A 22142-nucleotide genomic window follows, 5' to 3' on the forward strand; every position below is an offset into this window, starting at 1 on the left:
GCCATGGATACGCGCCATCCGCCCGTCTCCATCCGCGCCCAGCACCGGGCGGAGGATCTGGCACGCCGTCTGCCGGCCCTTCTGGTCGCCGCCGAACGGATCGCGGCGACCGTAGCGCAGGGGGCGCATGGGCGGCGCAGGGTGGGAACGGGGGAGACATTCTGGCAGTTCCGCCGGTACCAGCAGGGCGATGCCCATAACCGCATCGACTGGCGCCAGACCGGTAAATCCGCCCATGTCTTCGTGCGCGAGAATGAGTGGGAAGCGGCGCAAACCGTCTGGATCTGGCGCGATGACAGCCCGTCCATGAACTGGCGGTCGGGGCGCGACCTGTCCACCAAACGCGACCGCGCCGACCTGCTGGCGCTGGCCTTGTCCGCCCTGCTGCTGCGCGGGGGGGAGCGGGTGCAATTGGCGGGCAGTGACGTGCCGCCATCGGCCGCCCGGTCCATCCTGCCGCGTCTGGCCGACTGGTTGACGGGGCAGATCTATTTCAATCAAGGCGCCGGCCTGCCGCCGACCGCTGTGCAATTGCCCCGCCATGCCCAGGCGGTCCTGATCGGCGATCTTCTGTCCCCGCTGGAGGAGATTGAGGGCGCGGTGGCGCGGCTGGCTGCGCGCGGCGTGCGCGGGCATCTGGTGCAGGTTCTGGACCCGGGTGAGGAGACACTGCCCTATGAGGGGCGCGTGCGCTTCAAGGGGTTGGAGGGCGAGGGATCGTTGCTGGTGCCGCGTGTCGATGGCGTGCGCGAGGCCTATCTGGACCGGCTGGCCGCCCAACGCGACGGGCTGGCCGCCATTGCGCGCACCGCTGGCTGGACCCTCACCCTGCACCGCACCGACAAGCCGCCGCAGACGGCATTGCTGTCGCTATGGGCGGCGCTGTCGGGAGAAGGGTGAGCCGATGCTGAACCTGGGTCCCATCGCCTTTGCCGCCCCCTGGCTGCTGCTGGGGCTGGTCGCGCTGCCGCTGCTCTATTGGCTGCTGAAGGTCACGCCGCCCAACCCGCGCACCATCAGCTTTCCCGCCATCCGCCTTCTGGCCGATCTGGTGCATCGGGAGGAGACGCCGAACCGCACGCCGCTGTGGATTCTGATTCTGCGCATGGTTCTGGCGGCCCTGGTCATCCTGGCCCTGTCGCGCCCGCTGCTGAACCCGGCCGCCACGCTTCCAGGCGGCGGGCCGCTGCTGCTGGTTGTCGATAATGGCTGGGCGGCGGCGCGGGACTGGCCGGCGCGGCTGTCGGCTATGGACAATCTGATCGATCAGGCTGACCGGCAGGGACGCACTGTCACCCTGTTGGCCACGGCCCCCTCCCCCAATGGTGATGCCCCCGCACTGGCCGGGCCGATGCCGGCCAGCGCCGCCAAGCGGGTGGCACAGACCATGACGCCCCACCCCTGGCCGGTGGACAGGGCCGGCGCCGTGCAGACACTGCGTCAGGCGTTCAAGCCGCAGGGATCGCCCTATATCGTCTGGCTGAGCGATGGGGTCGTCACGGCCAGCCCGGCGGGTATCGCCGATCCCGCCGCCGCTGATCTGGTCACCCATCTGCGCCGCCTGGGCGCATTGGAAGTACGCGGTGACGGGCAGGAGCGCCCGGCCCTGCTGATCCGCCAGCCCGTGCTGGACGGCGCCAACCTGCGCGTACCCGTCGAACGGTCGGAAACCAGCCTGCCCCTGCCTATCACCTTGCGGGCGCAGGGCGCCGATGGCCGGTTGCTGGGCGCTGCCACCGCCACCCTGCCGGCGGGTGAGGGTCGGGTGGAAGTGCCGCTCGACCTGCCCACCGAACTGCGTAACGAGCTGGCCAGCCTGCGCCTGGAAGGGCAGGACAGTGCCGGTGCCGTCCTGCTGACCGATGAGCGCTGGCGCCGCCGGCCCGTGGGCCTGGTTTCTGGCCGGGCGGCGGGTGAACAGCCGCTTCTGTCCGACCTTTACTACCTGGAACGCGCCCTTTCCCCCTATGCGGAACTGCGCAAGGGGGAGATCGGGGAGTTGCTGGACCGCACCCTGTCGGTGCTGATCCTGGCCGATGTCGGGTCGCTGACGGACGCAGAGATGGCGCGGCTGCAAAGCTGGATTGAGGGTGGTGGCGTGCTGCTGCGCTTTGCCGGCCCACGTCTGGCGCAGAATGCCGACGCGATGGTCCCGGTGCCGCTGCGCGCCGGGGGGCGGGCCCTGGGCGGTGCCCTGTCCTGGGACAATCCCGCCGGCCTGTCACCCTTTGCCGATGACAGCCCCTTCCACGGCCTGACCGTGCCCGCCGATGTGACGGTGAAGCGGCAGGTGCTGGCCGAACCCGGCATTGATCTGGCGTCCCGCACCTGGGCCCGGCTGGCCGATGGCACGCCGCTGGTCACCGCAGAACGGCGCGGACGCGGGGCCCTGGTCCTGGTCCATACCAGTGCGGGACCCGACTGGTCCAACCTCGCGCTGTCCGGGCTTTACGTGGATATGCTGCGCCGGGTGGTCGCCCTGTCCGCCGGGGTTGAGGGCGGGGAGGCATCGGGCATGTTGGCCCCGCGTGCCATTCTGGACGGGTTCGGGCGGCTGGCCGATCCAACGGGAACCACCTTCCCCCTGGCCGCCGCCGATCTGGGCGGGCCGGTCAGCCCGCGTCATCCGCCGGGCTATTACGGTCCCGCCGAATCACCCCGCGCGCTGAACCTGTCGCCCGCCATCCCGGCCATGACCACGCCCGATGCGCTGCTGGCGGGCGTGCCCAAGGGGTTGTACGCTGCCGGTGGTGAAACCGAACTGAAGCCGACCTTGCTGACCATGGCGCTGATCCTGGGCCTGATCGATCTGCTGATCGCGTTGTCGCTGCGCGGACTGCTGCCACGCCTGCCCGGACTGGGCCGGGGTGCCGCCGTCGGTCTGGCCCTGCTGCTGGCCGGCGGGCTGGCCCTGGGCGACGCGCGGGCCGACGATGCCCGCGCCATCGAGGCGACGGCCCAGAACTGGCTGGCCTATGTCCGCACCGGTGACGGGGCCGTTGACGGGGTCAGCAAGGCCGGCCTGGAAGGGCTGGGGCGGGTGCTGGCCGACCGTACGGCGGTGGAGGTGGCGGGTGCCATGCCTGTCGATCTGGACAATGACGAACTGTCCTTCTTCCCCCTGATCTACTGGCCCGTGACCGAGGGGCAGACCAGCCTGTCGGAAGCGGCGCGCAACCGCCTGAACGCCTATATGCGCCAGGGCGGCATGGTCCTGATCGATACCCGCACGCCCAGCGCTGCCGGCGATGGGCCGGGCGGACCGGGGCTGGAGGCGCTGCTGCGCGGGCTGGATATCCCACCACTGGCCCCTGTCGGCCCCGAACATGTGCTGACCAAGGCCTTCTACCTGCTGGGGGAGTTCCCCGGACGCTATGCCGGCGGGGAGCTGTGGGCCGAAGCGCGGGAGGATAATGCCAGCAATGACGGCGTCTCCGCCGTTCTGATCGGGTCCAATGACTGGGCCGCCGCCTGGGCCATGGATGAACGGGGCCGCCCCCTCTATCCCGTTGTTCCGGGACCGGAACGACAGAGGGAGATTGCCTATCGTGTCGGTATCAATATGGTCATGTATGCCCTGACCGGCAATTATAAGGCCGATCAGGTGCATGTGCCCGCCATTCTGGAAAGGCTGGGCCAATGATCGGGCAGGACATTGCCTTTGCCCCACTGATCCCCTGGCACGCCCTGATGCCGCTGGCCTTGCTGGCGGTACTGATTGCCGGTTACGGGCTGTATCGTCGGGCGCGCGGTGGCTGGTGGCGCCTGGGCGGGCTGCTGGTTCTGATCCTGGCGCTGTCCAACCCGTCGCTGGTGACCGAGAAGCGGGAGCCGATCAAGGATGTGGCCGTGGTCGTCATCGACCAGTCGCCCAGCCAGAAGATCGGCGACCGCACGGCCCGCACCGAGAAGGCAGCCGCCGCGATCCAGGAGAAGCTGTCCCGCTTTGCCGATCTGGAGGTGCGGGTGGTGCGCGCCGGGGGCGGGACCGCCGGCGACGCGGAGGTGGAGGAAACCCGCCTGATGGAGGCCATGACCCGCGCCGTGTCGGACGTACCGCGCGGCCGGCTGGCCGGGGCCATCCTGATCACCGATGGACAGGTGCATGATGTGGCATCCACCCTGCCCTCGCTGGCCGATTTCGGGCCGGTTCATGCCCTGCTGACGGGGGAGAAAGACGAGGGCGACCGCCGCCTGACCATCGTGCAGGCCCCCAGCTTCGGCATTGTCGGCAAGGATATCACCTTCACCATCCGCATCGATGACCTGCCCGCCGCTGCCGCCGGCGAGGTGGCGTCGGTCACCCTGCGCCAGGACGGGCAGGACCCGATCGGCATGGCCGTGCCTGTGGGACAGGAGGTGCCGATCACCCTGCCCCTGAACCATGGCGGGCTGAATATCGTTGAACTAACGGCAGAGGCAGGGCGACGCGAACTGACGCTGGCCAACAACCGCGCCGCTGTGGTGGTCAATGGCGTGCGCGACCGGCTGCGCGTGCTGCTGGTGTCGGGCGAACCGCATGCGGGGGAACGCACTTGGCGCAACCTGCTGAAGGCCGATCCCGCGGTCGATCTGGTGCATTTCACCATTCTGCGGCCACCGGAAAAGAATGACGGCACGCCCATCCGCGAATTGTCGCTGATCGCCTTTCCGATCCGCGAGCTGTTTGAGATGAAGCTGTCAGAATTCGACCTGATTATCTTCGACCGCTACAAGAAACGCGGCGTCATCAACAACATGTATCTGGCCAATATCGCCGAGTATGTGGAGCGTGGCGGCGCGTTTCTGGAGGCCAGTGGCCCGACCTTCGCAACGCCCATGTCGCTCTACCGCTCCCCCATCGGCACCATCCTGCCCGCCGAACCCACCGGCCGCGTGCTTGAGGAGCCGTTCAAGCCGACGGTCACGGAAGTGGGCAAGCGTCACCCCGTGACGGCCGGCCTGACGGACGCCGTTGACGGGGTCGGTCCCTGGGGCCGCTGGATGCGGCAGATCGACGTGACCGCCGACAAGGGGGCGACCGTCATGTCGGGGGCCGAAGGCCGGCCCCTGTTGATCCTGAATCGGGTGGGCCAGGGTCGCGTGGCGCAACTGGCGTCGGACCATTTCTGGCTTTGGTCACGCGGCTACGAGGGTGGGGGGCCGCAGGCCGAACTGCTTCGCCGTCTGGCCCACTGGCTGATGAAGGAGCCGGAGCTGGAGGAAAACGACCTGCGCACCGCCGTGGATGGCAGCCGTATCACCATCACCCGCCGGTCGCTGGAACCCGACACACGCCCCGTCACCGTCACCTCCCCCGCCGATCAGGCGACGCAGGTGGAGATGCGGGATAGCGGAACGGGGCAGTCCGTAGGCACCCTGATCGCATCCGAACCCGGCATCTGGCGGGTGAGCGATGGGGAGAAGTCAGCGGTAGCGGTCGTGGGCGCCGTGAACCCGCCGGAACTGGCCGATGTCCGTTCTACCCCCGACCCGTTGCAACCAGCGCTGAAGGCGACCGGTGGCGGGCATTATTGGCTGGAAGGGGACGGGTCGTCCGTGCCCGTCATCCGCCGCGTCCGCCCCGACCGCGATGCCGCCGGTTCCGGCTGGCTGGGCCTGCGCGGCAATGGCGATCATGTCGTGACGGGCGTGACGCAGACCCCGCTGCTGCCGGCGTTGCCGGTGCTACTGCTGGCCATGGGTATGCTGGTGCTGGCCTGGCGGCGGGAGGGGCGGGGGTAGGCACGGGCCAGACCATCAGTCCCGATTTCGCGCCCCGTGCAACAAGGTGAAACAGTTTTTCATAGGGTGTTTCATCACCCCCATGAACGATCAGCCCGCCGTCTGCTTCTTCGCCAGCCTGGGTTCACCGAACAAATACCCCTGGCCGAAATCGATATAGAGGTCGAGCAGTTCCAGAAGCTGCGCCTCCGTCTCTACCTTTTCCACGATCAGGTCGATGTTGTTGCGGTCCAGTTGCTGACGCAGTTCGCGCACGGCGCGCGGATCGGCAAAGCGGCTGTCAGGGTCGAGCAGGCGGGCGGCGTCCAGCTTCACAAAGCGGATTTCGTGGCGGGCCAGCTCGTTCCAATCCAGATCCAGGCTGACCACCTGATCCATGGAAAAGTGAAAGCCCAGCCGCCGCAACCCGTCCAGGAAGCCGGTGGCGAACAGGCCGCCCTGCATCAGATCATCCTGTGACAGTTCGAACACCAGCTTGGTCGCCAGGTTCGGGCTTTGCCCCATATAGGTGACGAATTCCCGCATGAAGGCGGCATCGTTCAGGGTGGCAGCGGAGATGTTGCAGAAGAAGCCGACATTCTGGTGCCGCTTCTCCGTCTCCCGCAGCAGCTGAATACAGCGGAACAGCAGCAGATTGTCGATGGTCGCGATCAGCCCCGCCTCCGCCGCCACGCCCAGATATTGTTCGGGCAGCATGTAGCGCGGCTTGCCATCGCCATCCATCCCGGCCCGGATGCGGGAAAACAGCTCATAATAACGATGCTTGCGCTGAGGCAGGCTGACAACGGGCTGCAGGAAGATATCCACATGATCGGTGCGCAAGGCCGTGCGGACATGGTCCAGAACAGCATCGGGATCAGCCGGCAGGGGTTGCGGCGCGAACAGGGGGCCCGCATCCGGTCCGGCGGCCGGGCGCGGGCCGGATGCGGGCAGGCGGTGGGCCAGCCGTTCCAGCACGCGCGCTTCGGACAATACCGCCGCCACCTCTGGCGGGTCGGCGGGCAGGGCGCCGGAATGGCCGCGCTGCGCGTCCAGTTCCAGACGCATTTCCTCCGCCGCCGCCTCCAGGTCCCAGATGCGGGATTCCAGGCGGCTGCGTTCATCCTGACGCGCCCAGAATTCATGCAGCAGCCCGCCGAAGGTCAGGATGGCAATGCCGAACAGCAGGGCGGTGTGCCCATCCATCCCCCCGACCGACAAGGGAAGGGTCAATGCCACGACCAGGGCCAGGGCGACATAGACGGCGGCAAACACCAGATGGCGGAACCAGTTCATGCACACACCTCCCTAAACCGTTCCCTCCGTCGCAGGCCTTTGGTCAGCCTTTGCGATGCGCGGCCCCAACCGCGTCGGCAACGTGAGCATAGCCATCATCAGTCAGGCGCTGCGCCAGTTCCGCCTTGATCCGGCCCACCAGAGCCGGCCCCTGATAGGCCATGGCGGAATAGAGCTGCACCAGACTGGCGCCCGACCGGATCTTGGCATAGGCGTCGGCACCCGACGAGACACCACCTACACCGACCAATGGCAGCTTGCCGCCAAGCAGTTGGTAGAACTCACCCAGCACCTTGGTGGACGGTTCCAGCAAGGGCCGGCCCGACAGGCCACCGGCCTCTGCCGCCAGGGCGGGCGGGATAGCCGCCGGGCGGGCCAGTGTGGTGTTGGAGACGATCAGGCCGTCAATACCACTGTCCAGAACGACGGCGGCGATATCGGCCTTATCCTCGTCCGTAAGATCGGGGGCCACTTTCAGCAGCAGGGGTGGCGTGGCCCCCGTCTCTGTCCGTGCGGCGAGGCACTGGCCTAGCAGATCGGCCAGCGCGTCGCGTGATTGCAGGGTGCGCAGGCCCGGCGTGTTGGGGGAGGAGACATTGACGACCAGATATTTGGCCAGATGCGCCACGCGGCGGATGCAGGCGGTATAGTCGCTGGCCGCGTCCACCGTATCCTTGTTCTTGCCGACATTGGCACCCACGATGCCGGGCCGTCCGGCCCGCGCCGACAGCCGGGCAGCATAGGCATCCAGACCCTGGTTATTGAAGCCGAAACGGTTGATCACGGCCTGGGCGGTGGGCACGCGGAACAGGCGCGGCTTGGGATTGCCATCCTGTGGGCGCGGGGTGACCGTGCCGCATTCGACGAAGCCGAAGCCCAGTTTCAGCATGGCGTCCGGCACCTCGGCATTCTTGTCGAAGCCGGCGGCAAGGCCGATGGGATTGGAAAAATCCAGGCCAAAGACGCGGGCGGCCAGCACGTCCGGGTCACGCCGTGACCCGCCAGGGACCAGACCCGTTTTCAGGGCCGCGATGGTCAGGTTATGGGCCTGTTCGGCATCCATCGCCATCAGGAACGGGCGGGCCAGGGGATAGAGATCGACCATCAAAGCCCCCCGCCGGCCACATGCGTCGGCATAATATGCAAGCCATCGTCACCTAGCGGCAGCGGATCGACGCGAATGACGGCATGGGGCAGCAGCGGGCCATAGAGATGGGGGAACAGCTGCCCGCCGCGCGAGGCTTCCCACTTCAACGCCACACCGCAGGCATCGGGATCGACGGTCAGCAGCAGCAGGCCCGTCTGCCCCGTCCGGTGCTTGGCGGCACTTTCCGGCAATTGCGCGCCCGTGGAGAAATGGATGAAGCCATCGGCCTTGTCCTGGGACGATCCGTCATAACGGCCAAGGGCCTGGGCCGTCTGCCATTCATCGGCGCGGCACATATGGAAGATGGGGGATGCCATGGTTTTCGTTCAAAAGACAAAAGGATGGACGCCACCCTAATCTGAAAGCGGGGCGACTGCCAGCACGGCCACGATCCGTGCCAGCAATGCCATCGGCGCGAAAGACCGCGCGAAAGGTTATGTATTGGATGAATACCCCAAACTATACGTCTGAACAGTGGTACCGGGCCGGAAGCTGCGCCAGTATTTGAACATCCACAGGGCGGGCCGATGTTGCGACCAGCGGCCCACCCCACCAGGGTCAGGAGTAACCGCCATGAAGGACGCGGCCCGCATGTTCCAGGACGTCAATGAAAGCATGCTCAGTGAACGGATGCGTTTCGCTTTGAATGAAGTGGAACAGATGGGAATTCGCGGCCTGACCGCCGTACCCGTGAAGCCGACGCAGGAGATGCTGACGGCCGGTGCCCGTGCCGGGAGTATCAGTATCGAGACGGTGATGGCTGTCTATACAGCCATGCTGCGCGCCGCTGACTGAACGGCCTTTACTTCTGCTTTCTGCTTCTTCGTATCTCTTTTTTTGTTCCCAGAGGAAAACTGAGGCCGTCCCTTCTTCTCCGTGAAGGGACGGCATTTCTTTTTCAGGCCCGGTAAAAGCTGAACCCCGCAAGACTTGCCGTCGGCGTCAGGGATGATGCCCAGTCGGGCAGCGGGTCGGCATCATCCACGAAATGATCGGCCCCGCCGACAATCCCATCCACCCCGGCCATAGCCCGACGTGCCACGCGCAGGGCAGCGGCGAAAGCGGGGTCGCGGCTATCAGCAGCCAGCATCTCCGCATGGCGCGGATCATCGGGATCCCAGGCCGCGAACAGGTCCGGGTCCTGCACCAGATCGGCTAATGTCCGGCCGGGCGTGCGGTAGCGGCGATTGACGGCGGTGGCGGCCAGCGCCTCCATGGCACGAATACCCCGGTCGCGCCCATGGGCCCAAATGGCCCGGGCCAGCGTATCCAAGGCGGCATCGGGACCGGCGGGTGCGCGGTCGGATACCGGGGTCAATTGCGGTCGTGTCATCATCCTCTCCTGTCTTGGAACTACAGATCGAAATCGGTCTGGGCCTGGATCGGCCCGGTCCGGCGGGTATGGTCGGGGCGTTGGCGGGCGCAAGCGGCGATGGCGCCGGCCAGGGCATCCAGACCATCATCATGGGACCGCCCGCGCGGCCGCCATTCCCGCATCTCCCTTCCCAGGGGGCCGGCGATGACGCTGTCATGGGCGTAGAGCAGGTTGGCGTGCAGCGGGCCGTCGATGCTGCCCAGGATACGGTCGACCTTGGCACGAACAGACCGTTCCTCCCGCACTGACACCGTGCTCAGCCCCTGTTCACGCAAGGTGCGGCGCAGGGTTTCGGGCAGGAAGGCACCGACGCCGTTTACCTCCAGATGGATCATGCGCACGCCGGTTTCGGCCACCAAGGTCGCCAGTTCGCGGCATTGCGCGGCGCCTGCCTCTTCCTCCGATCCCGACGGCACGGTCAGGTAGAGGGCGCGGTGGATGAAGAACCGCCCCTCCCCATCCTCCCCCAGCAGGACGGCGACGGAACCGTCCCCCGCCTTGCGCCGCTTCTTGTCGCGCAGGCCCAGGGCCGGGTCCCACCAGATGCGCAGGGATCGCAGCCGGTAGGGGCCCAGACGAAAGCTGGGCCTTGCCAGCATCGGCGGTTCCAGGACCCAGTCATAGGGGATCAGCCGGTCGGCATCCAACCGCCCATCCTCCAACGAGACCGGCTTCAGCAGCATCTGGCTGGCGAATTTATTGACACTGCTGCGCCGACGGATGCGCTCAATGGCCTCGGGCGGGAAGCGTTCGGGCCAGGCGCTGTCACCGTCCCCGGTGAAGATCGGCTTCTCCAGCCGGTCGAACCCGTCCAGGAAGGGCACCTCCTCCCCCTCCTCCACGCAAGCGCGGCGGCTGTAGATCGACTGAAACGAATGCGGTGTGCCGATATAGAGCTGGGTTCCGCCCGGCGACAGGACATAGGCGATCTCACCCAGCCGTTGCCGCAACTCCAGGCGTTTTTCCGCCGTGCCACAGGTGTTGGGCACCTCCACATCGTCACAGACCACGATGTCGGCATGGCTGCCCGTGACATTGGCGGTGATGCCCTTGGCCACCATGGACGGGTCGCGCCCCACCTTGTCGCGGGAGATGGCGAATTCTTCGGCACCCCACAACTCAGGTTTCGCGGGCTTCATCCCCTGGCACAGCGGATGGCGTTCCACGATGCGCTTGACCGTGCGCACCATCTTCTTGGCCAGATGCGTATCGGCGGCCAGCACCATGACGCGGCGATTGGCATCCAGATAGAGAAGCCAGGCACAGAACAGCCCGATCAGGGTGGATTTGCCGCTGTCGCGAAAGGCCAGCAGCAGCAGTTCCTTCGACCCCGCCCGCCAGCGGCCTTCCAGCCAGCCAGCCATATCGGCGTGCAGGGCGGGGGTGGTCATGCCCTGCTCAAGGTTCCAGCGATCCAGAAAGCCGATGAAACCTTCCTTGTCACCATCCGCGGCCCCCATCACGTTCGACCGAGAATGTGCCAGGCGGCCCCGTTGGACAGCAGGGTCATGCCATCGAACTGCGCGGTCAGGGCCTTGGGTCCACCATCGGGGCCACCGCTGCCATCGCCGCTGGTCACGTTCACGATGTTGGTGGACGGATCGGTCTTCTTCACGGTCAGGCGTGTGCCGCTATTGGCTGCATCCGGGGCCGGCAGGCGCAGTTCCACCACGCCGGCAAAGGCGGAGACGAGATAGTGTTCGGCGCCCAGGTCGGGCTGGAACAGGCCTGCCGCCTCGTGGAAATGTACCGTGGCTGGCATGCGGCTGGCCGATGTCACCCACCAGGCGGCGCCGTTGGAAAACACCGTCACCTGTTCGAACTGCCGGGCCAGTTTCCACACCCGGCCATCGGGGCCGGTGCCGGTGGCCGCCGTGACGCTGACCATGCCATCGGATGTGTCGGATTTCTTGATCGTAATGCGCCTTCCAACGGCCTGTGTGGCCGATGGGTTGGGCAGACGCACCTCAACCGCGCCGGCGCCCCCACTGACCAGATAAAGATCCTTCATCAGGTCGGGTTCGAACAGGCCGGCAGTGTCACGGAATTCGGCATTGCCCGGCTGTCCGGTGCGCGCCGTCACCCACCATCCCGCCCCGTTGGACACGACGCTGACATGGTCATAGCGCGACGACAGGATCACGGGCCGGCCATCCGGCCCCGGCCCACCCAGTTCGGTGACGGTAACAGGATTGGCGGAACTGTCGGTCTTCTTGATGGTCAGGATGCGGCCATTGGCCGTGTCCGCCTTGGGCAAACGGAACTCCACACCTCCGCCAAAGGCCGAGACCAGATGCGTGATGGAGGTCAGATCGGCATTGACCAGCCCGCCGCTGGCCGGTTCGACATAGTTGGTATCGACGCTGAAACCTTCGACCCGCAGGTCGGTGACATGCGTCTCCTTCAACAGGTTGCGCAACGGGTAGCCGGCATTGATGGCGGTATAGGCGCGGTTGGATGAAGTGTCCCAAATCGGCTGGCCGCCGGTCGCGCTGAACAGGTTGACGATGCTGGTATTCTGGGACCCGTTGTCGATGCGGATGCCGGGCAGGGCGCCCAGGCTTTCGGCGTAGAAATTCACGATCAGGTTCTGATCTGTGGCGGCACCTAAACGCAGGCAGGCCTGTCCACCGGGGTGCAGATTGGCCTCGCAATCGGTGAAGCTGTTATTGAATCGCCCGGCGGAAATGAAGAAACCGCAGCCGCTGATGGGGGCGGACAGGGAATAGACGCGCACATCCTGAAACTTGTTGGCATTGGGCGTGTCGCCATCCCCCTCCACCGTCAGCAGGACGCCGTGGGCCTGGGGCCGCGCAATCAGGACGCGGGCCACATGGTTCCAGTAACAGGGCCGGTTGGTGTCGTGATAGCCATCCAGCACGATGCCGTTGATGCTGTCCCAGATGGACAGATTCTCCACGACATTCTTCACACATGGCCCATCGCGGCCATAGAGCTTGACGCCCGTGGCCCCACCGACAATGCGCAGGTCGCGCAAGGCTGCATAGCCGTCCACCATCTCCACCGCGTTGAAGCCACTGGGATATGTGGGCAGGTTGACGGGGTCGTAGGCGGCGGCGCGGGCCTGGATCACGCTGCCTTCGCCTTCCCCATAGAGGGTCTGTCCGTACCCCAGCACAATGGGCGCGCTGGTGCGGTAGGTGCCGGCGGGCAGGAACACTGACCGGTGGGCCGCGAGTGCCGACAGGATAGCGGCAGTATCATCGCTGACCCCGTCGCCAACGGCACCGAAATCCTTGGCCGTGACCACATCACGCAGCTTGTCCGCCACGGCCCGGGTGACGGCCCCGGCCCCGTGGGCGGCAATGGTGCCGGCAGTGGGCAGGCTTTCCAGCGGCAGCGCCATGGGATTGCCCGACGCATCAAAGCCCAGCGCCGCCCCCGCCCGTACGGCCCGGTCAGGCAGCAGGGAAGAGGCCGGCAGATCGGTGGGGGCCGCGCGCAGCATGCGGGCCTGATCGGCGGCCAGTTGCTGCACCATGGATGTCAGACGGTTCAGCTGCTCATTCAGGCTACGGGCCGCCAATGGCCCGCTTTCCAGGAAATCCGTCTGCCGGTCCAGCACGACCCGGCGCTCAATGGTGACCAGGGTGCCCGCGGGTGGGGCCGCATCCATCTGCACCGCCCCACCCGCCGGATCACCCAGCCCTTCCAGCGTGTAACCGCTGGTCCAGGGGGCAGCATCCAGATAGAGCGACAGGTCGGAGGGGGCGTAAATCGGGAAGGTGAAAGTAAAACGGCTGACCAACCCGTCGGCGACAAATTGCGCGACAGGGCTGGCCGCCGGGATCGGGGCGGTGGGCATGGGGGGGCCTCGTGATGTGAGAAGGGAAAGGCCGTCAGAGGCCCCGCGCCAGGCGCTCCAGGCGCTGGCGCTCCTGCTGACGCGTCAGGTCCAGAAGGTTACGGCGTTTGAGCGCCGTCTCCTCCTCTGACAGGCCCGCCAGTTTCAGGGCGTCCAGACGGGCGGCATCGTTGCGCGCCTCGGCGGCGGCGCGTTCACGGCCCAGGATCAAGGCCTCGCCCGATCCGTCGGCACTGCTGATGCCCTGCGCGCCCAGGGCTGCGCGCAGGCTGCCCGTTTCCTGGCGCAGGTCGCGGCGGCGACGGCGATCATCGATCTCGCTTTCGGCCTGGATACGCTGTGCCGCCAGGGTATTGCGCTGTTGCAGATCTTCTATATCCGCCGTTTGCCGGGCGGCCAGATCGGCGCTGTCGGCGGCCTGTTCAGCCTCCAGCACCTGGCGTTCCTTCTTCCGGCGTTTGGATTTGGTGATGCCCAGCAGGTCCTTGGCCGTGTTGGTGGTGCCGACCAGCCTGTCCGCCGAACTGATCAGGCTGTTGCCGACGCCGGAATGGCTCAGAACCATCAGGGCCGGGGTGGTGATGCCGCCCATTATTCATTCACCTTCAGCTCATGGGTTACGGACAGGAGGGTGAAGGGCAGCGGCCTTTCCTCCACGATGCGCCAGGGGGGCGTGGCGCGGCTGGTCTGCCAGCCGGTGGCTGTCAACCGGCGGTCGCCGGTGAAGGCCGGGGCCGGTTCCATGGCCAGCGCGGGGCCGGCGGCGCGCCGTAATGGCACCTCCACCGGCCCCCGCCCCAGGTCGGCGCGCAGCGCGGGCGTATCCTTCAATCGGAAGGTCACCGCCAGCAGACGCGCACGCCGTCCCTGTCCTTCTGCCGCCAGCAGGTTAGGCGGCATGGGTTCAATCTCATGGGTAAAGGGCAACCCCGCCTGGACCTGCGTGGCCGGGCGGGGCAGGCGGATGCGGCCCGCCGCGACAGGGGCCACCGTGACAACAGCCCCATCGGCAAGTACGGCCACATCCCGCCCGTTCAGGTGGTCCAGCCCGGCCCAGCGGGCCGTGGGGCTGTCCACCGAACCAGCCAGCCCGGCATCGACATGCAGGGCATCGTCCCAGACCTCCACCGCCACACGGCCATCACGGTCCACCAGCCAGTAGAGATGGCGCCCCACCAGGGCCGTGGACAGGATGCGGCCCGCTGTGACCAGCCGCACCCAGGCGCGTATCTGTTCATTGCGGTACAGCGTCAGCACCGCCAGGGTCCCGTCCGACTGCACCGCCAGCAGCAGCCGGCGGCGGCGGTCATATTCCATATCGACGGTGCCGGGCAGGATGGGCCGCGTGGTCAAGGTCAGGTCGGCGGCGGAATAGGATTGTTCCAGATCGGTCCACAGGAAATCGCGAATCGACCCGTCGCCCGCCGCGAACAGGGTCCCGCCCTCGATCTCCTGCGGCGGGATGCTGCGGTCGGACGGGCTGCCGATGCGGGTCTGCCGGTCCAGGCGGATGGCCGACGGGGTCAGAGGAACCCCCGTGACGGCCCATTCACCGCCCGTGGTAAAGACCTGCAAATGCCGCCCGGAATAGACGGCACGGATGGGGTTCACCTCATCCGACAGGATGGCAAATTCGATGGCGCTGTCATCCTCCCCCTCGCCCAGGTCAAAATTGAACAGATCGCCCGATTTCGACAGCCAGAGCCGGTTGGGCAGGTCGCGCGACCCGCCGATGACCAATCGGTCCTGGTGAAAGGCAACGGAGAGGGGCCAACCGCGCTGCGGGCTGAACGCCGCCTCGTCCCAATCCGCGGTGGGGTTGGTGTGGGGTAGGCTGTCGGCCAGGTCGATCTCCGCCTCAATCGCCGACCGCACCGCCGCGATGCGCCCCGGCTTGCGGTGGATGCGCCAGGGTGCCCCCTCATGTTCTGGCATAAAGACGGGCGCAGAAGCACGCAGCCGCACCCTTCCCGTCAGGCCGGACGGGGTCAGGGTGATGGCGGCATCGGCAAAGCGGAAAAAGGGGATGCGGGGCCGCCCCTCCTCCTCGGCAAATACCCAGGGCTCGACCGTCCATTGGCCGGGCCCACGCCGGCTGATGCGACGCGGTTCGACATCGGGATGGCAGACCAGCAGCACATCCCCGCTTTGCGCCCAGGTCAGGTTGGCAATCTGTGCCAGGGTCCAGGGGCTGGGCAATGTCGCCTGCAGGGCATCATCGCCGAACACTGACACCTGCCGGTCGGTCAGGACCAGCAGGTGGGTCTGCTCGCTGCTGAAGGTAAAGGGGATCAGACGGCCCCGCCCCGGCACGATCGCGATGAAACCCGTACCGGGCCGGCGCCGGATGCCGCCCGTCGGTTCGATCAGGACGTTGGTCAGGGTCAACGCCCCGTTTTCAAAGGCGGCGAGGTCCCCCCGGCCCAGCAGGTCGGGGCTGACGCAGCCGCCGGTGAAGCTGGTCTTCACAGATTTCAGACGGGTCATGACAGACGGGCCTCGATCAGGGTGAAATCGGTGAACCCGTCCTGGCTGTCCTGCGACGTATCGGTCAGGCGGGCGCGACGGAACTCAGCTTCGGCCTGCTTCTGCAAAACCTCGGCGCGCGAGGTATTCTCGGTCAGCGGCACACAGAATTCCGCCGCCAGCCGGGCGATAAGGGCCGCATCGAAGAAGGCGGGAAACCCGCCCTCCGCGACGCGGGCCACATAGGTCAGGGTGACGCTTTCGGCATCGGCCAGCAGGTCCTTGCCCTGAATACGGTAAGACAGGCCCCGACCCCGCCCGCCGGTGCCCAGTGACAAGGCCCGCAGGAAATCATCCGGTAGGACGAAGCCATGGGCGAAATCGGCGGGCGGCGGATCGGCCCGCCGGACCAGCAGGGCTTGCTTTGTGGCAAAGCTCCAGCCATGAGCGGCCAGCAACGCGTCACGGGTAGGCGCATACAGGGCGGCGGCCAGTTCCGCTTCGGCGGTGCCGTCCTGAAACGACGTGACCGGGTTCGCCCCGATCTTCAACAATGCGCGGGCGCACAGCCCGACAGCGGAATAGGCCATGGGGGGAACTCCATTGGACGGCCCGCTTTCCCGCCCCTTTCCCGTCATCCCGGCGACAAGCAGGGACCCAGGGGCCACAGGAATAACGGTCTACGCAGCGTGGCTGTACGCTGCCGACAGGTTGGGCTCTGGGCCCCTGGGTCCCGGCTTGTCGCCGGGATGACGAAGAAGTTCGCCGGGCCGATGGATCAATCCGTGTCCGCCGCACCCACCACCGTCAGGTCGGCGGTGTCGATCACGCCGCCGCTATTGGCATTGACCAGCAGGATGCCGGACACGGGCGTGGTGCCCACACCGGTATTGGCAAGGACCATGTCGCCCAGACGCATCATGTGGCTGGCCGGATTGAAATAGCCGGTGACACGCACGGCGGTATGAGCATCGGGCGTGGCGTAATGCCAGAGCGTGAAGCCATTGGCATAGGCAAGGACCGACAGGTCGCGGGGCTGAAAGGCCATGGCGGTTACTCCTTGCAGCGCAGGGTGACGACGCCGGTGGCGTCGATCAGGGCGGCCCCCTGCGACATCATGTTGTTGACGAAATGGGCGGCGCGGTCGCCGTGCCAGGTGATGTCACTGGTCACATCGGCCCCGCTGGCATGACCCACGGCGGTCTTGTGGTACCAGTGGCAGAGGCGGACATTGCCGGACCCCAAGGTCAGGCCCGAATGCGGCATCCACAGCGTGCCCAGCCAGCGCTTGGCCTGGGTCCCGCGCCAGGGCAACTCGCCATCGCCGACATAGTCGGAATTGGCAAATTCCTCGATGCCCAGCAGCTGGCTCCACTGCTTCCAGCCGACGATGGCATAGCGCTGCCCATCATCGGGCACATCGACGGCACCCATCATCTCGAACGCCGCCAGGACCTTGTCCTTGGTCAGGCCGTCCGTGTCGGCACCGGCATAACGCGCACTGGTATCCAGCCGACCGATGATCAGCTCATCCGTCTTGCGGCCCAGCGCATAGGCACCGGCATTGGCGATGACGCTGCGTTCATCGATATTGGTCTTCAGCTCATCCAGCTTGTCGACCCAATCGCCGGCGTAATAATCCGCCAGCGTGCATTCGACCGTGCCATGGTCCAGGTTCATGACCGGGACATTGCCATGGCGCGACTTGGTGCTGGCGACACCCTTGCCGACCTTCTGAAAGACGGTGCTGGCGCCCTTCACATTATTCTTGGAGCGCACGGTGGCGCGCAGCTTCGAGCCTAAGCGCTGATAGGCCTCATGCACCTCGCGTTCGTACTGCTTCACGAACGATTTCTCGATGTCGGTGGACATCCTGGGACCTCATTCCTGTCATGATGGCAGCCGTCGCGGTTGCCGGATCAGGGTCCGGCCGCATGTCGGGCAGCGATGGGGGAAGGCACAAAAAGACACAGGCCCCGCGCCGACCCTTGCAAAGCAAAGGTTACCGACAACGGGACCCGTGTTCAGGCCATGGGAGGGGGACGATGCGCAAGGCCCGCGCCAGGCAGATCAGCCGGGATGGAGTTCGGGCCTTGGTGGAGTGAGTTATAGGACTAAAATCCACAACCCGTCAATACAAATTCCACATGAATACTAGTGCATTATTATCTATTGATGCGATATAGACTGGATTCGTCTTTCAGGCTGGAAAGCGCAGTTCCACCTTCAGGCCCGGCGTGGCGGTATCCTCACGCGCATCGGACAGGGCCAGGGCGGCATCATGCAGGCGGGCCACGGCGGCAACCAGGGACAGGCCCAGACCATGGCCCGGCGTGCCGCGATGCGCCTCCAACCGGACAAATCGCTCCAGGACCTTCTCGCGCTGACCGGCAGGAATGCCCGGCCCCTGGTCGGCCACCGACAGGAGGGGCCGGCCCGCATCGGCACCGGCCATCACCCCGATGTGGCCCTGTTCGGGGCTGTATTTCACGGCGTTCTCGATCAGGTTGCTGATCAGTTGCGCCAGCAACTGCCGGCTGCCGCTGACCATCACCGGCTCCGGCGCCGCCACATCCATGGACAGGCCGCGTTCCTCGGCCAGAGGGGTGTAAAGCTCCGCCACCTCCGCCGCCAATGCCGCCAGATCAACCGGCTCGAAATCCGTCCGCGCCCGGCCCGTTTCCGCCGCCGCGATGGTCAGGATGGCATTGAATACGCCCAGCAGCCGGTCAATCTCGGCAATGGCCTGTTCCAGGGTGGTGAACTGCGCGTCCGACAGGGTTTCATCACGTTGCGCCAGTTCCAACCGGGCGCGCAGGCGCGACAGGGGCGTGCGCAGATCATGCGCGACATTGTCGGTGACCTGCCGCATGCCCAGCATCAGGCGCCCGATCTCATCCAGCATGCGGTTCAGCTTGGTGACCAGCCGGTCAATCTCATCACCCGACCCCGTCACCTGCATACGGTCGGCAAACGCCCCGGCGGTGATCCGGTCGATGGTGCGGTTGATACTCTCGATACGCTCGGCCACACGCCGGCTCATATAGATGGCGCCCGCCATGCCCACCGCGAAGGCCAGCGACACGGCCCAGATCAGGCCCGTGAGCAATTGCCCGCGCAGCAGATAGCGGTCGGTCATATCATGCCCGACCAGCAGCCAGCCGATCCCCTCAATCGGTAGGATAACGGCCACGGCTTGGCGCTTACGGCCCGGGTCTTTGCGCGACTTGATGTCGAATTCCACCCAGCCGGAACCCGGATCACCCGACGGCCAGCTGGCCAGATTACCGGCGATGATGTCGCGGGCGGGCGTGGTCAGGGCATAGATCATGTCCGTGCGCCCGTCCGACGCACGTTCGGAGATGACCCGCAGCAGGCCGATTCGCCCCCGCTCATTCAGGACATTGCTCAGTTCCTCCACCTCCCGCAGCACGGTTTCTTCCGTGTGGCGGTTGATGAAGCCGGCGGTGAACCAATAGACGACGCCCAGCACCACCATCACCGACAAGGTGAACAGGCCCAGATGGAACGCCGCCAGCCGAAAGCTGGTGGTGCGCAGGAAATTGAGATTAAACCGGCTCACGGATGACATAGCCCGCCCCGCGTACCGTATGGATCAGGGCCACCGGATGATCCTTGTCGATCTTCTGGCGCAGGCGGGCGATATGCACGTCGATGACATTGGTCTGCGGATCGAAATGATAATCCCAGACATTTTCCAGCAGCATGGTGCGCGTCACGACATTGCCGGCATTGCGGATCAGATATTCCAGTAACTGGAACTCACGCGGCAGCAGATCGACCGGCTTTCCGGCCCGCTTCACGGTCCGGGCCAGCAGGTCCATCTCCAGATCTGCAATCTGCAACCGGGTCACCGGCGCCGATCCGCCGCCCCTGGCCCGGCGCTGCATCACCTCCAGCCTGGCCAGCAGTTCGGCAAAGGCAAAGGGCTTGGTCAGGTAATCATCGGCCCCGGCGCGCAGACCCTTTACGCGGTCATCGACGCTTCCCAGGGCCGACAGCACCAGTGCTGGCGTGTCGTTGCCCGTGGTACGCAGCACCTCTAGCAGCGACAACCCGTCCCGGCCCGGCAGCATCCGGTCGACGATCAAGCCATCGTAGGGTTCGGATGCCGCCAGAAACAGCCCGTCGCGGCCATTATCGGCGTGATCGACCACATGGCCGGCCTCTTTGAGGCCCTTGACCAGGTAATCAGCAGTGGCGCGGTCGTCTTCGATGACAAGGATCTTCATGATGAACGTATCCTAAACCTGGACGGGCTCGCTTGGGAACTCGCCAAACAACGCTCCCGATAAAGCACAGGCAGCGGCACAGCCGCTGCAGGCCGGCGACTGCCGGCCCGCGCCCTATGGCGCGCAAGCCAAGGGCGCGGATGCGCCCGCCCGGCGCCTGAGGGAGCAACAAAAACAAACACAAAAAGATATGGCCGGGCGGTGGGGGCCGCCCGGCCACAGGGGACGAGAGAGACTACGATGTACTAACCGAGGGAGAGAGGGTGGCGGCGGGGACCGGAGAGTGGGGAAGCGGTCCCCGCCGACCTCTCATAATGGACCGGCGGGGCGGGGGGGGGTGTGGGGCTCGGTGCCCCGTCGATCCATGTCTGCACCCTAATCCAGGCCCGCTGACAGGTACCTTTCGGGAAGATGAACAAAGTTTCATCTGGCAGCGCTTGAAACCGGGGCTTGCCGGACCCACCGTCAGCAACCGGCATGGATGACAGAATTTTCATCCGCCTGTCAGTTGCCTGTGGGCAGCCCCCGGTCAAGCTGTGACCATCGAAAGCGCCGCCGGACCGAACGGCGGCCAAGGCAGAAGAAAGACAATGGAGACCATGATGTCGCTTGCCACCGCACGGAAATTCCGCCGCAACCTGGCCATGGCCCTGCTTGCCGGCACCGCCCTGCTGGCCCCGGCGACCATCCAGACCGCCGCTGCGGCCCCTGCCGAAGTGCTGGCCAATGGCGGTGTCGCCGATCTGGTGGAGCGTGTGTCGCCCGCCGTCGTAACCATCACCGCCGCCCAGACGGCCCCCGCCCGCACCGCCGCCCGCGACCTGCCGCCGGGGTTCGAGGAATTCCTGCGCCGCTTCGGCGTGCCGGGTCTGCCGGGCCAGGGTGGCGGCGGCCAGGGTCGTGGCGCACCGGTTGCCCGCGCGTTGGGTTCCGGCTTCGTGTTCGACGCGTCCGGTTATGTCGTCACCAACCGGCATGTCATTGCCGACGCCGATCAGGTGACCGTGGCCTTCAGCGACGGGACGGAGCGCGAAGCAGAAGTGATCGGCGAGGATGAGCGCACCGATCTGGCCGTCCTCAAGGTCAAGACCGACAAGCCCCTGCCCGCCCTGAAATTCGCCGACAGCGATAAGGTCCGCGTCGGTGATGTGGCGGTGGCCGTCGGCAACCCGTTCGGCTTGGGTGGCACCGTCACCGCCGGCATCGTATCGGCCAGAAGCCGCGATATCGGGTCGGGTCCTTATGACGATTATTTGCAGCTCGATGCCTCCATCAATTCCGGTAATTCCGGCGGCCCGACCTTCAACATGGCCGGTGATGTGATCGGCATCAACACCGCCATCTTCACACCCAATGGCGGCTCCGTCGGCATCGGCTTTGCCATCCCGTCCAATCTGGCCAAACCGGTGGTCGAGGCGCTGAAGCGCGACGGCAAGGTGGAACGCGGCTGGCTGGGCGTCAACTTGCAGGGCGTGACCAAGGAACTGGCCGATGGTCTGGGCCTGTCGAAGGAGGGCGGTGCTCTGATCGCGGCGGTCGAACCGAAAAGCCCGGCTGAGAAGGCTGGGTTGAAGCCCGGCGACGTCGTCCTGTCGGCCGGCGGCAAGCCCATCAAGGATACCCGCGATCTGGCCCGTCAGGTGGGCATGGTGAAGCCCGGCACCAAGCTGGACATGGCACTGTGGCGCGACGGCAAGGAAAAGACCATCGCCGTCACCGTCGAGCAGGCTCCCGGCCAGCCGCAGCAGCGTCTGGCCAAGGCTGAGGCGCAGAAGCAGGATGGCGAGGAAGTGGCGGGCCTGAAACTGTCCGGCCTGACCGACCAGTGGCGTCAGCGTCTGCGCCTGCCCGGCGATGCCGCCGGTGTCGTGGTGCTGGATGTGGGTGACGGGGTGGAGGGCCTGCGCCCCGGCGACCTGATCACCTCGGTCAATAACAGCGCCGTCGCCAGCCCCGCCGATGTGGCAGCCCAGGTAAAGGCCGCCTCCAAGGCCGGGCGCAAGAACGCCCTGGTGCAGGTCCGCCGTGGCGAGACGACGGCCTTCCTGACCATCCCGGTGGATATGGGCTGATCAA

At 66.2% G+C, this 22142-nt stretch carries 18 protein-coding genes; 5 read left to right on the top strand and 13 right to left on the bottom strand.

What is annotated here, in order from left to right; translation table 11 throughout:
- The first annotated feature begins 3 nt into the window (after positions 1–3).
- From C0V82_RS10520 to C0V82_RS10530, 3 genes are read left to right on the top strand one after another with little or no spacing between them, the layout of a single operon-like run.
- The gene (locus C0V82_RS10520) at positions 4–900 is read left to right on the top strand and encodes a DUF58 domain-containing protein (RefSeq protein ID WP_102112300.1); all 897 of its coding nucleotides are present in this window, start codon (positions 4–6) and stop codon (positions 898–900) included.
- Between the two features lie 4 nt (positions 901–904).
- Positions 905–3643, top strand: a complete 2739-nt coding sequence (locus C0V82_RS10525) for a DUF4159 domain-containing protein (protein WP_102112301.1) — start codon at positions 905–907, stop codon at positions 3641–3643.
- On the top strand, positions 3640–5724 hold the full coding sequence (locus C0V82_RS10530) for a hypothetical protein (protein WP_102112302.1): 2085 nt from the start codon (positions 3640–3642) through the stop codon (positions 5722–5724). Before C0V82_RS10525 ends, C0V82_RS10530 begins: the two co-directional genes overlap by 4 nt.
- 90 nt (positions 5725–5814) lie before the next feature.
- On the opposite strand, the gene C0V82_RS10535 is transcribed toward C0V82_RS10530, so the two are convergent.
- From C0V82_RS10535 to C0V82_RS10545, 3 genes are read right to left on the bottom strand one after another with little or no spacing between them, the layout of a single operon-like run.
- Positions 5815–6999 carry an EAL domain-containing protein gene (locus C0V82_RS10535; RefSeq protein ID WP_102112303.1) on the bottom strand — a complete coding sequence of 395 codons (1185 nt, stop codon included), beginning with the start codon at positions 6997–6999 and terminating at the stop codon, positions 5815–5817.
- A gap of 43 nt (positions 7000–7042) precedes the next feature.
- Entirely contained in the window at positions 7043–8104 is a 1062-nt protein-coding gene (locus C0V82_RS10540) for a quinone-dependent dihydroorotate dehydrogenase (protein ID WP_102112304.1), read from the bottom strand.
- The gene (locus tag C0V82_RS10545; RefSeq protein ID WP_102112305.1) at positions 8104–8463 is read right to left on the bottom strand and encodes a DUF952 domain-containing protein; all 360 of its coding nucleotides are present in this window, start codon (positions 8461–8463) and stop codon (positions 8104–8106) included. The genes C0V82_RS10540 and C0V82_RS10545 overlap by 1 nt, the downstream gene beginning before the upstream one ends.
- A gap of 256 nt (positions 8464–8719) precedes the next feature.
- Here C0V82_RS10545 and C0V82_RS10550 point away from each other — a divergent pair, with 256 nt between their 5' ends.
- Positions 8720–8941, top strand: coding sequence for a hypothetical protein (locus C0V82_RS10550; protein WP_102112306.1), 222 nt, complete (start codon positions 8720–8722; stop codon positions 8939–8941).
- 103 nt (positions 8942–9044) lie between these two features.
- On the opposite strand, the gene C0V82_RS10555 is transcribed toward C0V82_RS10550, so the two are convergent.
- The 10 genes from C0V82_RS10555 to C0V82_RS10600 form a co-directional block, all read right to left on the bottom strand.
- Positions 9045–9482, bottom strand: a complete 438-nt coding sequence (locus tag C0V82_RS10555; RefSeq protein WP_102112307.1) for a cell wall hydrolase — start codon at positions 9480–9482, stop codon at positions 9045–9047.
- A 17-nt stretch (positions 9483–9499) separates the two neighbouring features.
- Entirely contained in the window at positions 9500–10981 is a 1482-nt protein-coding gene (terL, locus tag C0V82_RS10560) for a phage terminase large subunit (protein ID WP_102112308.1), read from the bottom strand.
- Positions 10981–13347 (bottom strand): glycosyl hydrolase family 28-related protein, encoded by a 2367-nt coding sequence (locus C0V82_RS10565; RefSeq protein WP_102112309.1) that lies wholly within the window; start codon positions 13345–13347, stop codon positions 10981–10983. Before C0V82_RS10565 ends, terL begins: the two co-directional genes overlap by 1 nt.
- 34 nt (positions 13348–13381) lie before the next feature.
- Positions 13382–13939: a hypothetical protein gene (locus C0V82_RS10570; RefSeq protein ID WP_102112310.1), complete on the bottom strand. Its 558-nt coding sequence runs from the start codon at positions 13937–13939 to the stop codon at positions 13382–13384.
- A complete protein-coding gene (locus tag C0V82_RS10575) occupies positions 13939–15834 on the bottom strand; it encodes a phage tail protein (RefSeq protein ID WP_102112311.1) in 1896 nt (631 codons plus the stop codon). Before C0V82_RS10575 ends, C0V82_RS10570 begins: the two co-directional genes overlap by 1 nt.
- Complete coding sequence (locus tag C0V82_RS10580) at positions 15831–16403, bottom strand: phage connector family protein (protein WP_102112312.1); 573 nt, start codon at positions 16401–16403, stop codon at positions 15831–15833. The genes C0V82_RS10575 and C0V82_RS10580 overlap by 4 nt, the downstream gene beginning before the upstream one ends.
- 188 nt (positions 16404–16591) lie before the next feature.
- Positions 16592–16861, bottom strand: coding sequence for a hypothetical protein (locus C0V82_RS10585; RefSeq protein WP_102112313.1), 270 nt, complete (start codon positions 16859–16861; stop codon positions 16592–16594).
- A gap of 5 nt (positions 16862–16866) precedes the next feature.
- Complete coding sequence (locus C0V82_RS10590; protein WP_102112314.1) at positions 16867–17685, bottom strand: phage capsid protein; 819 nt, start codon at positions 17683–17685, stop codon at positions 16867–16869.
- Between the two features lie 328 nt (positions 17686–18013).
- Positions 18014–19405: a sensor histidine kinase gene (locus C0V82_RS10595; RefSeq protein ID WP_102112315.1), complete on the bottom strand. Its 1392-nt coding sequence runs from the start codon at positions 19403–19405 to the stop codon at positions 18014–18016.
- Positions 19383–20066 carry a winged helix-turn-helix domain-containing protein gene (locus C0V82_RS10600; RefSeq protein ID WP_102112316.1) on the bottom strand — a complete coding sequence of 228 codons (684 nt, stop codon included), beginning with the start codon at positions 20064–20066 and terminating at the stop codon, positions 19383–19385. The genes C0V82_RS10595 and C0V82_RS10600 overlap by 23 nt, the downstream gene beginning before the upstream one ends.
- Before the next feature lie 599 nt (positions 20067–20665).
- Here C0V82_RS10600 and C0V82_RS10605 point away from each other — a divergent pair.
- Entirely contained in the window at positions 20666–22138 is a 1473-nt protein-coding gene (locus C0V82_RS10605) for a Do family serine endopeptidase (protein ID WP_158659860.1), read from the top strand.
- Positions 22139–22142 lie beyond the last annotated feature (4 nt).

Origin of the sequence: Niveispirillum cyanobacteriorum, assembly GCF_002868735.1 — a bacterium.
In the GTDB taxonomy this organism is placed as follows: domain Bacteria; phylum Pseudomonadota; class Alphaproteobacteria; order Azospirillales; family Azospirillaceae; genus Niveispirillum; species Niveispirillum cyanobacteriorum.

Excerpts from the sequence above, each read along its gene's own strand:
- C0V82_RS10525 (WP_102112301.1), top strand. The coding sequence starts at position 905 with ATGCTGAACCTGGGTCCCATCGCCTTTGCCGCCCCCTGGCTGCTGCTG.
- C0V82_RS10565 (WP_102112309.1), bottom strand. The coding sequence starts at position 13,347 with ATGCCCACCGCCCCGATCCCGGCGGCCAGCCCTGTCGCGCAATTTGTC.
- C0V82_RS10590 (WP_102112314.1), bottom strand. The coding sequence starts at position 17,685 with ATGTCCACCGACATCGAGAAATCGTTCGTGAAGCAGTACGAACGCGAG.
- C0V82_RS10520 (WP_102112300.1), top strand. The coding sequence starts at position 4 with ATGGATACGCGCCATCCGCCCGTCTCCATCCGCGCCCAGCACCGGGCG.
- C0V82_RS10605 (WP_158659860.1), top strand. The coding sequence starts at position 20,666 with ATGATGTCGCTTGCCACCGCACGGAAATTCCGCCGCAACCTGGCCATG.
- C0V82_RS10555 (WP_102112307.1), bottom strand. The coding sequence starts at position 9,482 with ATGATGACACGACCGCAATTGACCCCGGTATCCGACCGCGCACCCGCC.
- C0V82_RS10575 (WP_102112311.1), bottom strand. The coding sequence starts at position 15,834 with ATGACCCGTCTGAAATCTGTGAAGACCAGCTTCACCGGCGGCTGCGTC.
- C0V82_RS10540 (WP_102112304.1), bottom strand. The coding sequence starts at position 8,104 with ATGGTCGATCTCTATCCCCTGGCCCGCCCGTTCCTGATGGCGATGGAT.
- C0V82_RS10545 (WP_102112305.1), bottom strand. The coding sequence starts at position 8,463 with ATGGCATCCCCCATCTTCCATATGTGCCGCGCCGATGAATGGCAGACG.
- C0V82_RS10580 (WP_102112312.1), bottom strand. The coding sequence starts at position 16,403 with ATGGCCTATTCCGCTGTCGGGCTGTGCGCCCGCGCATTGTTGAAGATC.
- C0V82_RS10600 (WP_102112316.1), bottom strand. The coding sequence starts at position 20,066 with ATGAAGATCCTTGTCATCGAAGACGACCGCGCCACTGCTGATTACCTG.
- C0V82_RS10530 (WP_102112302.1), top strand. The coding sequence starts at position 3,640 with ATGATCGGGCAGGACATTGCCTTTGCCCCACTGATCCCCTGGCACGCC.
- C0V82_RS10535 (WP_102112303.1), bottom strand. The coding sequence starts at position 6,999 with ATGAACTGGTTCCGCCATCTGGTGTTTGCCGCCGTCTATGTCGCCCTG.
- C0V82_RS10550 (WP_102112306.1), top strand. The coding sequence starts at position 8,720 with ATGAAGGACGCGGCCCGCATGTTCCAGGACGTCAATGAAAGCATGCTC.
- C0V82_RS10570 (WP_102112310.1), bottom strand. The coding sequence starts at position 13,939 with ATGGGCGGCATCACCACCCCGGCCCTGATGGTTCTGAGCCATTCCGGC.
- terL (WP_102112308.1), bottom strand. The coding sequence starts at position 10,981 with ATGGGGGCCGCGGATGGTGACAAGGAAGGTTTCATCGGCTTTCTGGAT.
- C0V82_RS10585 (WP_102112313.1), bottom strand. The coding sequence starts at position 16,861 with ATGGCCTTTCAGCCCCGCGACCTGTCGGTCCTTGCCTATGCCAATGGC.
- C0V82_RS10595 (WP_102112315.1), bottom strand. The coding sequence starts at position 19,405 with ATGTCATCCGTGAGCCGGTTTAATCTCAATTTCCTGCGCACCACCAGC.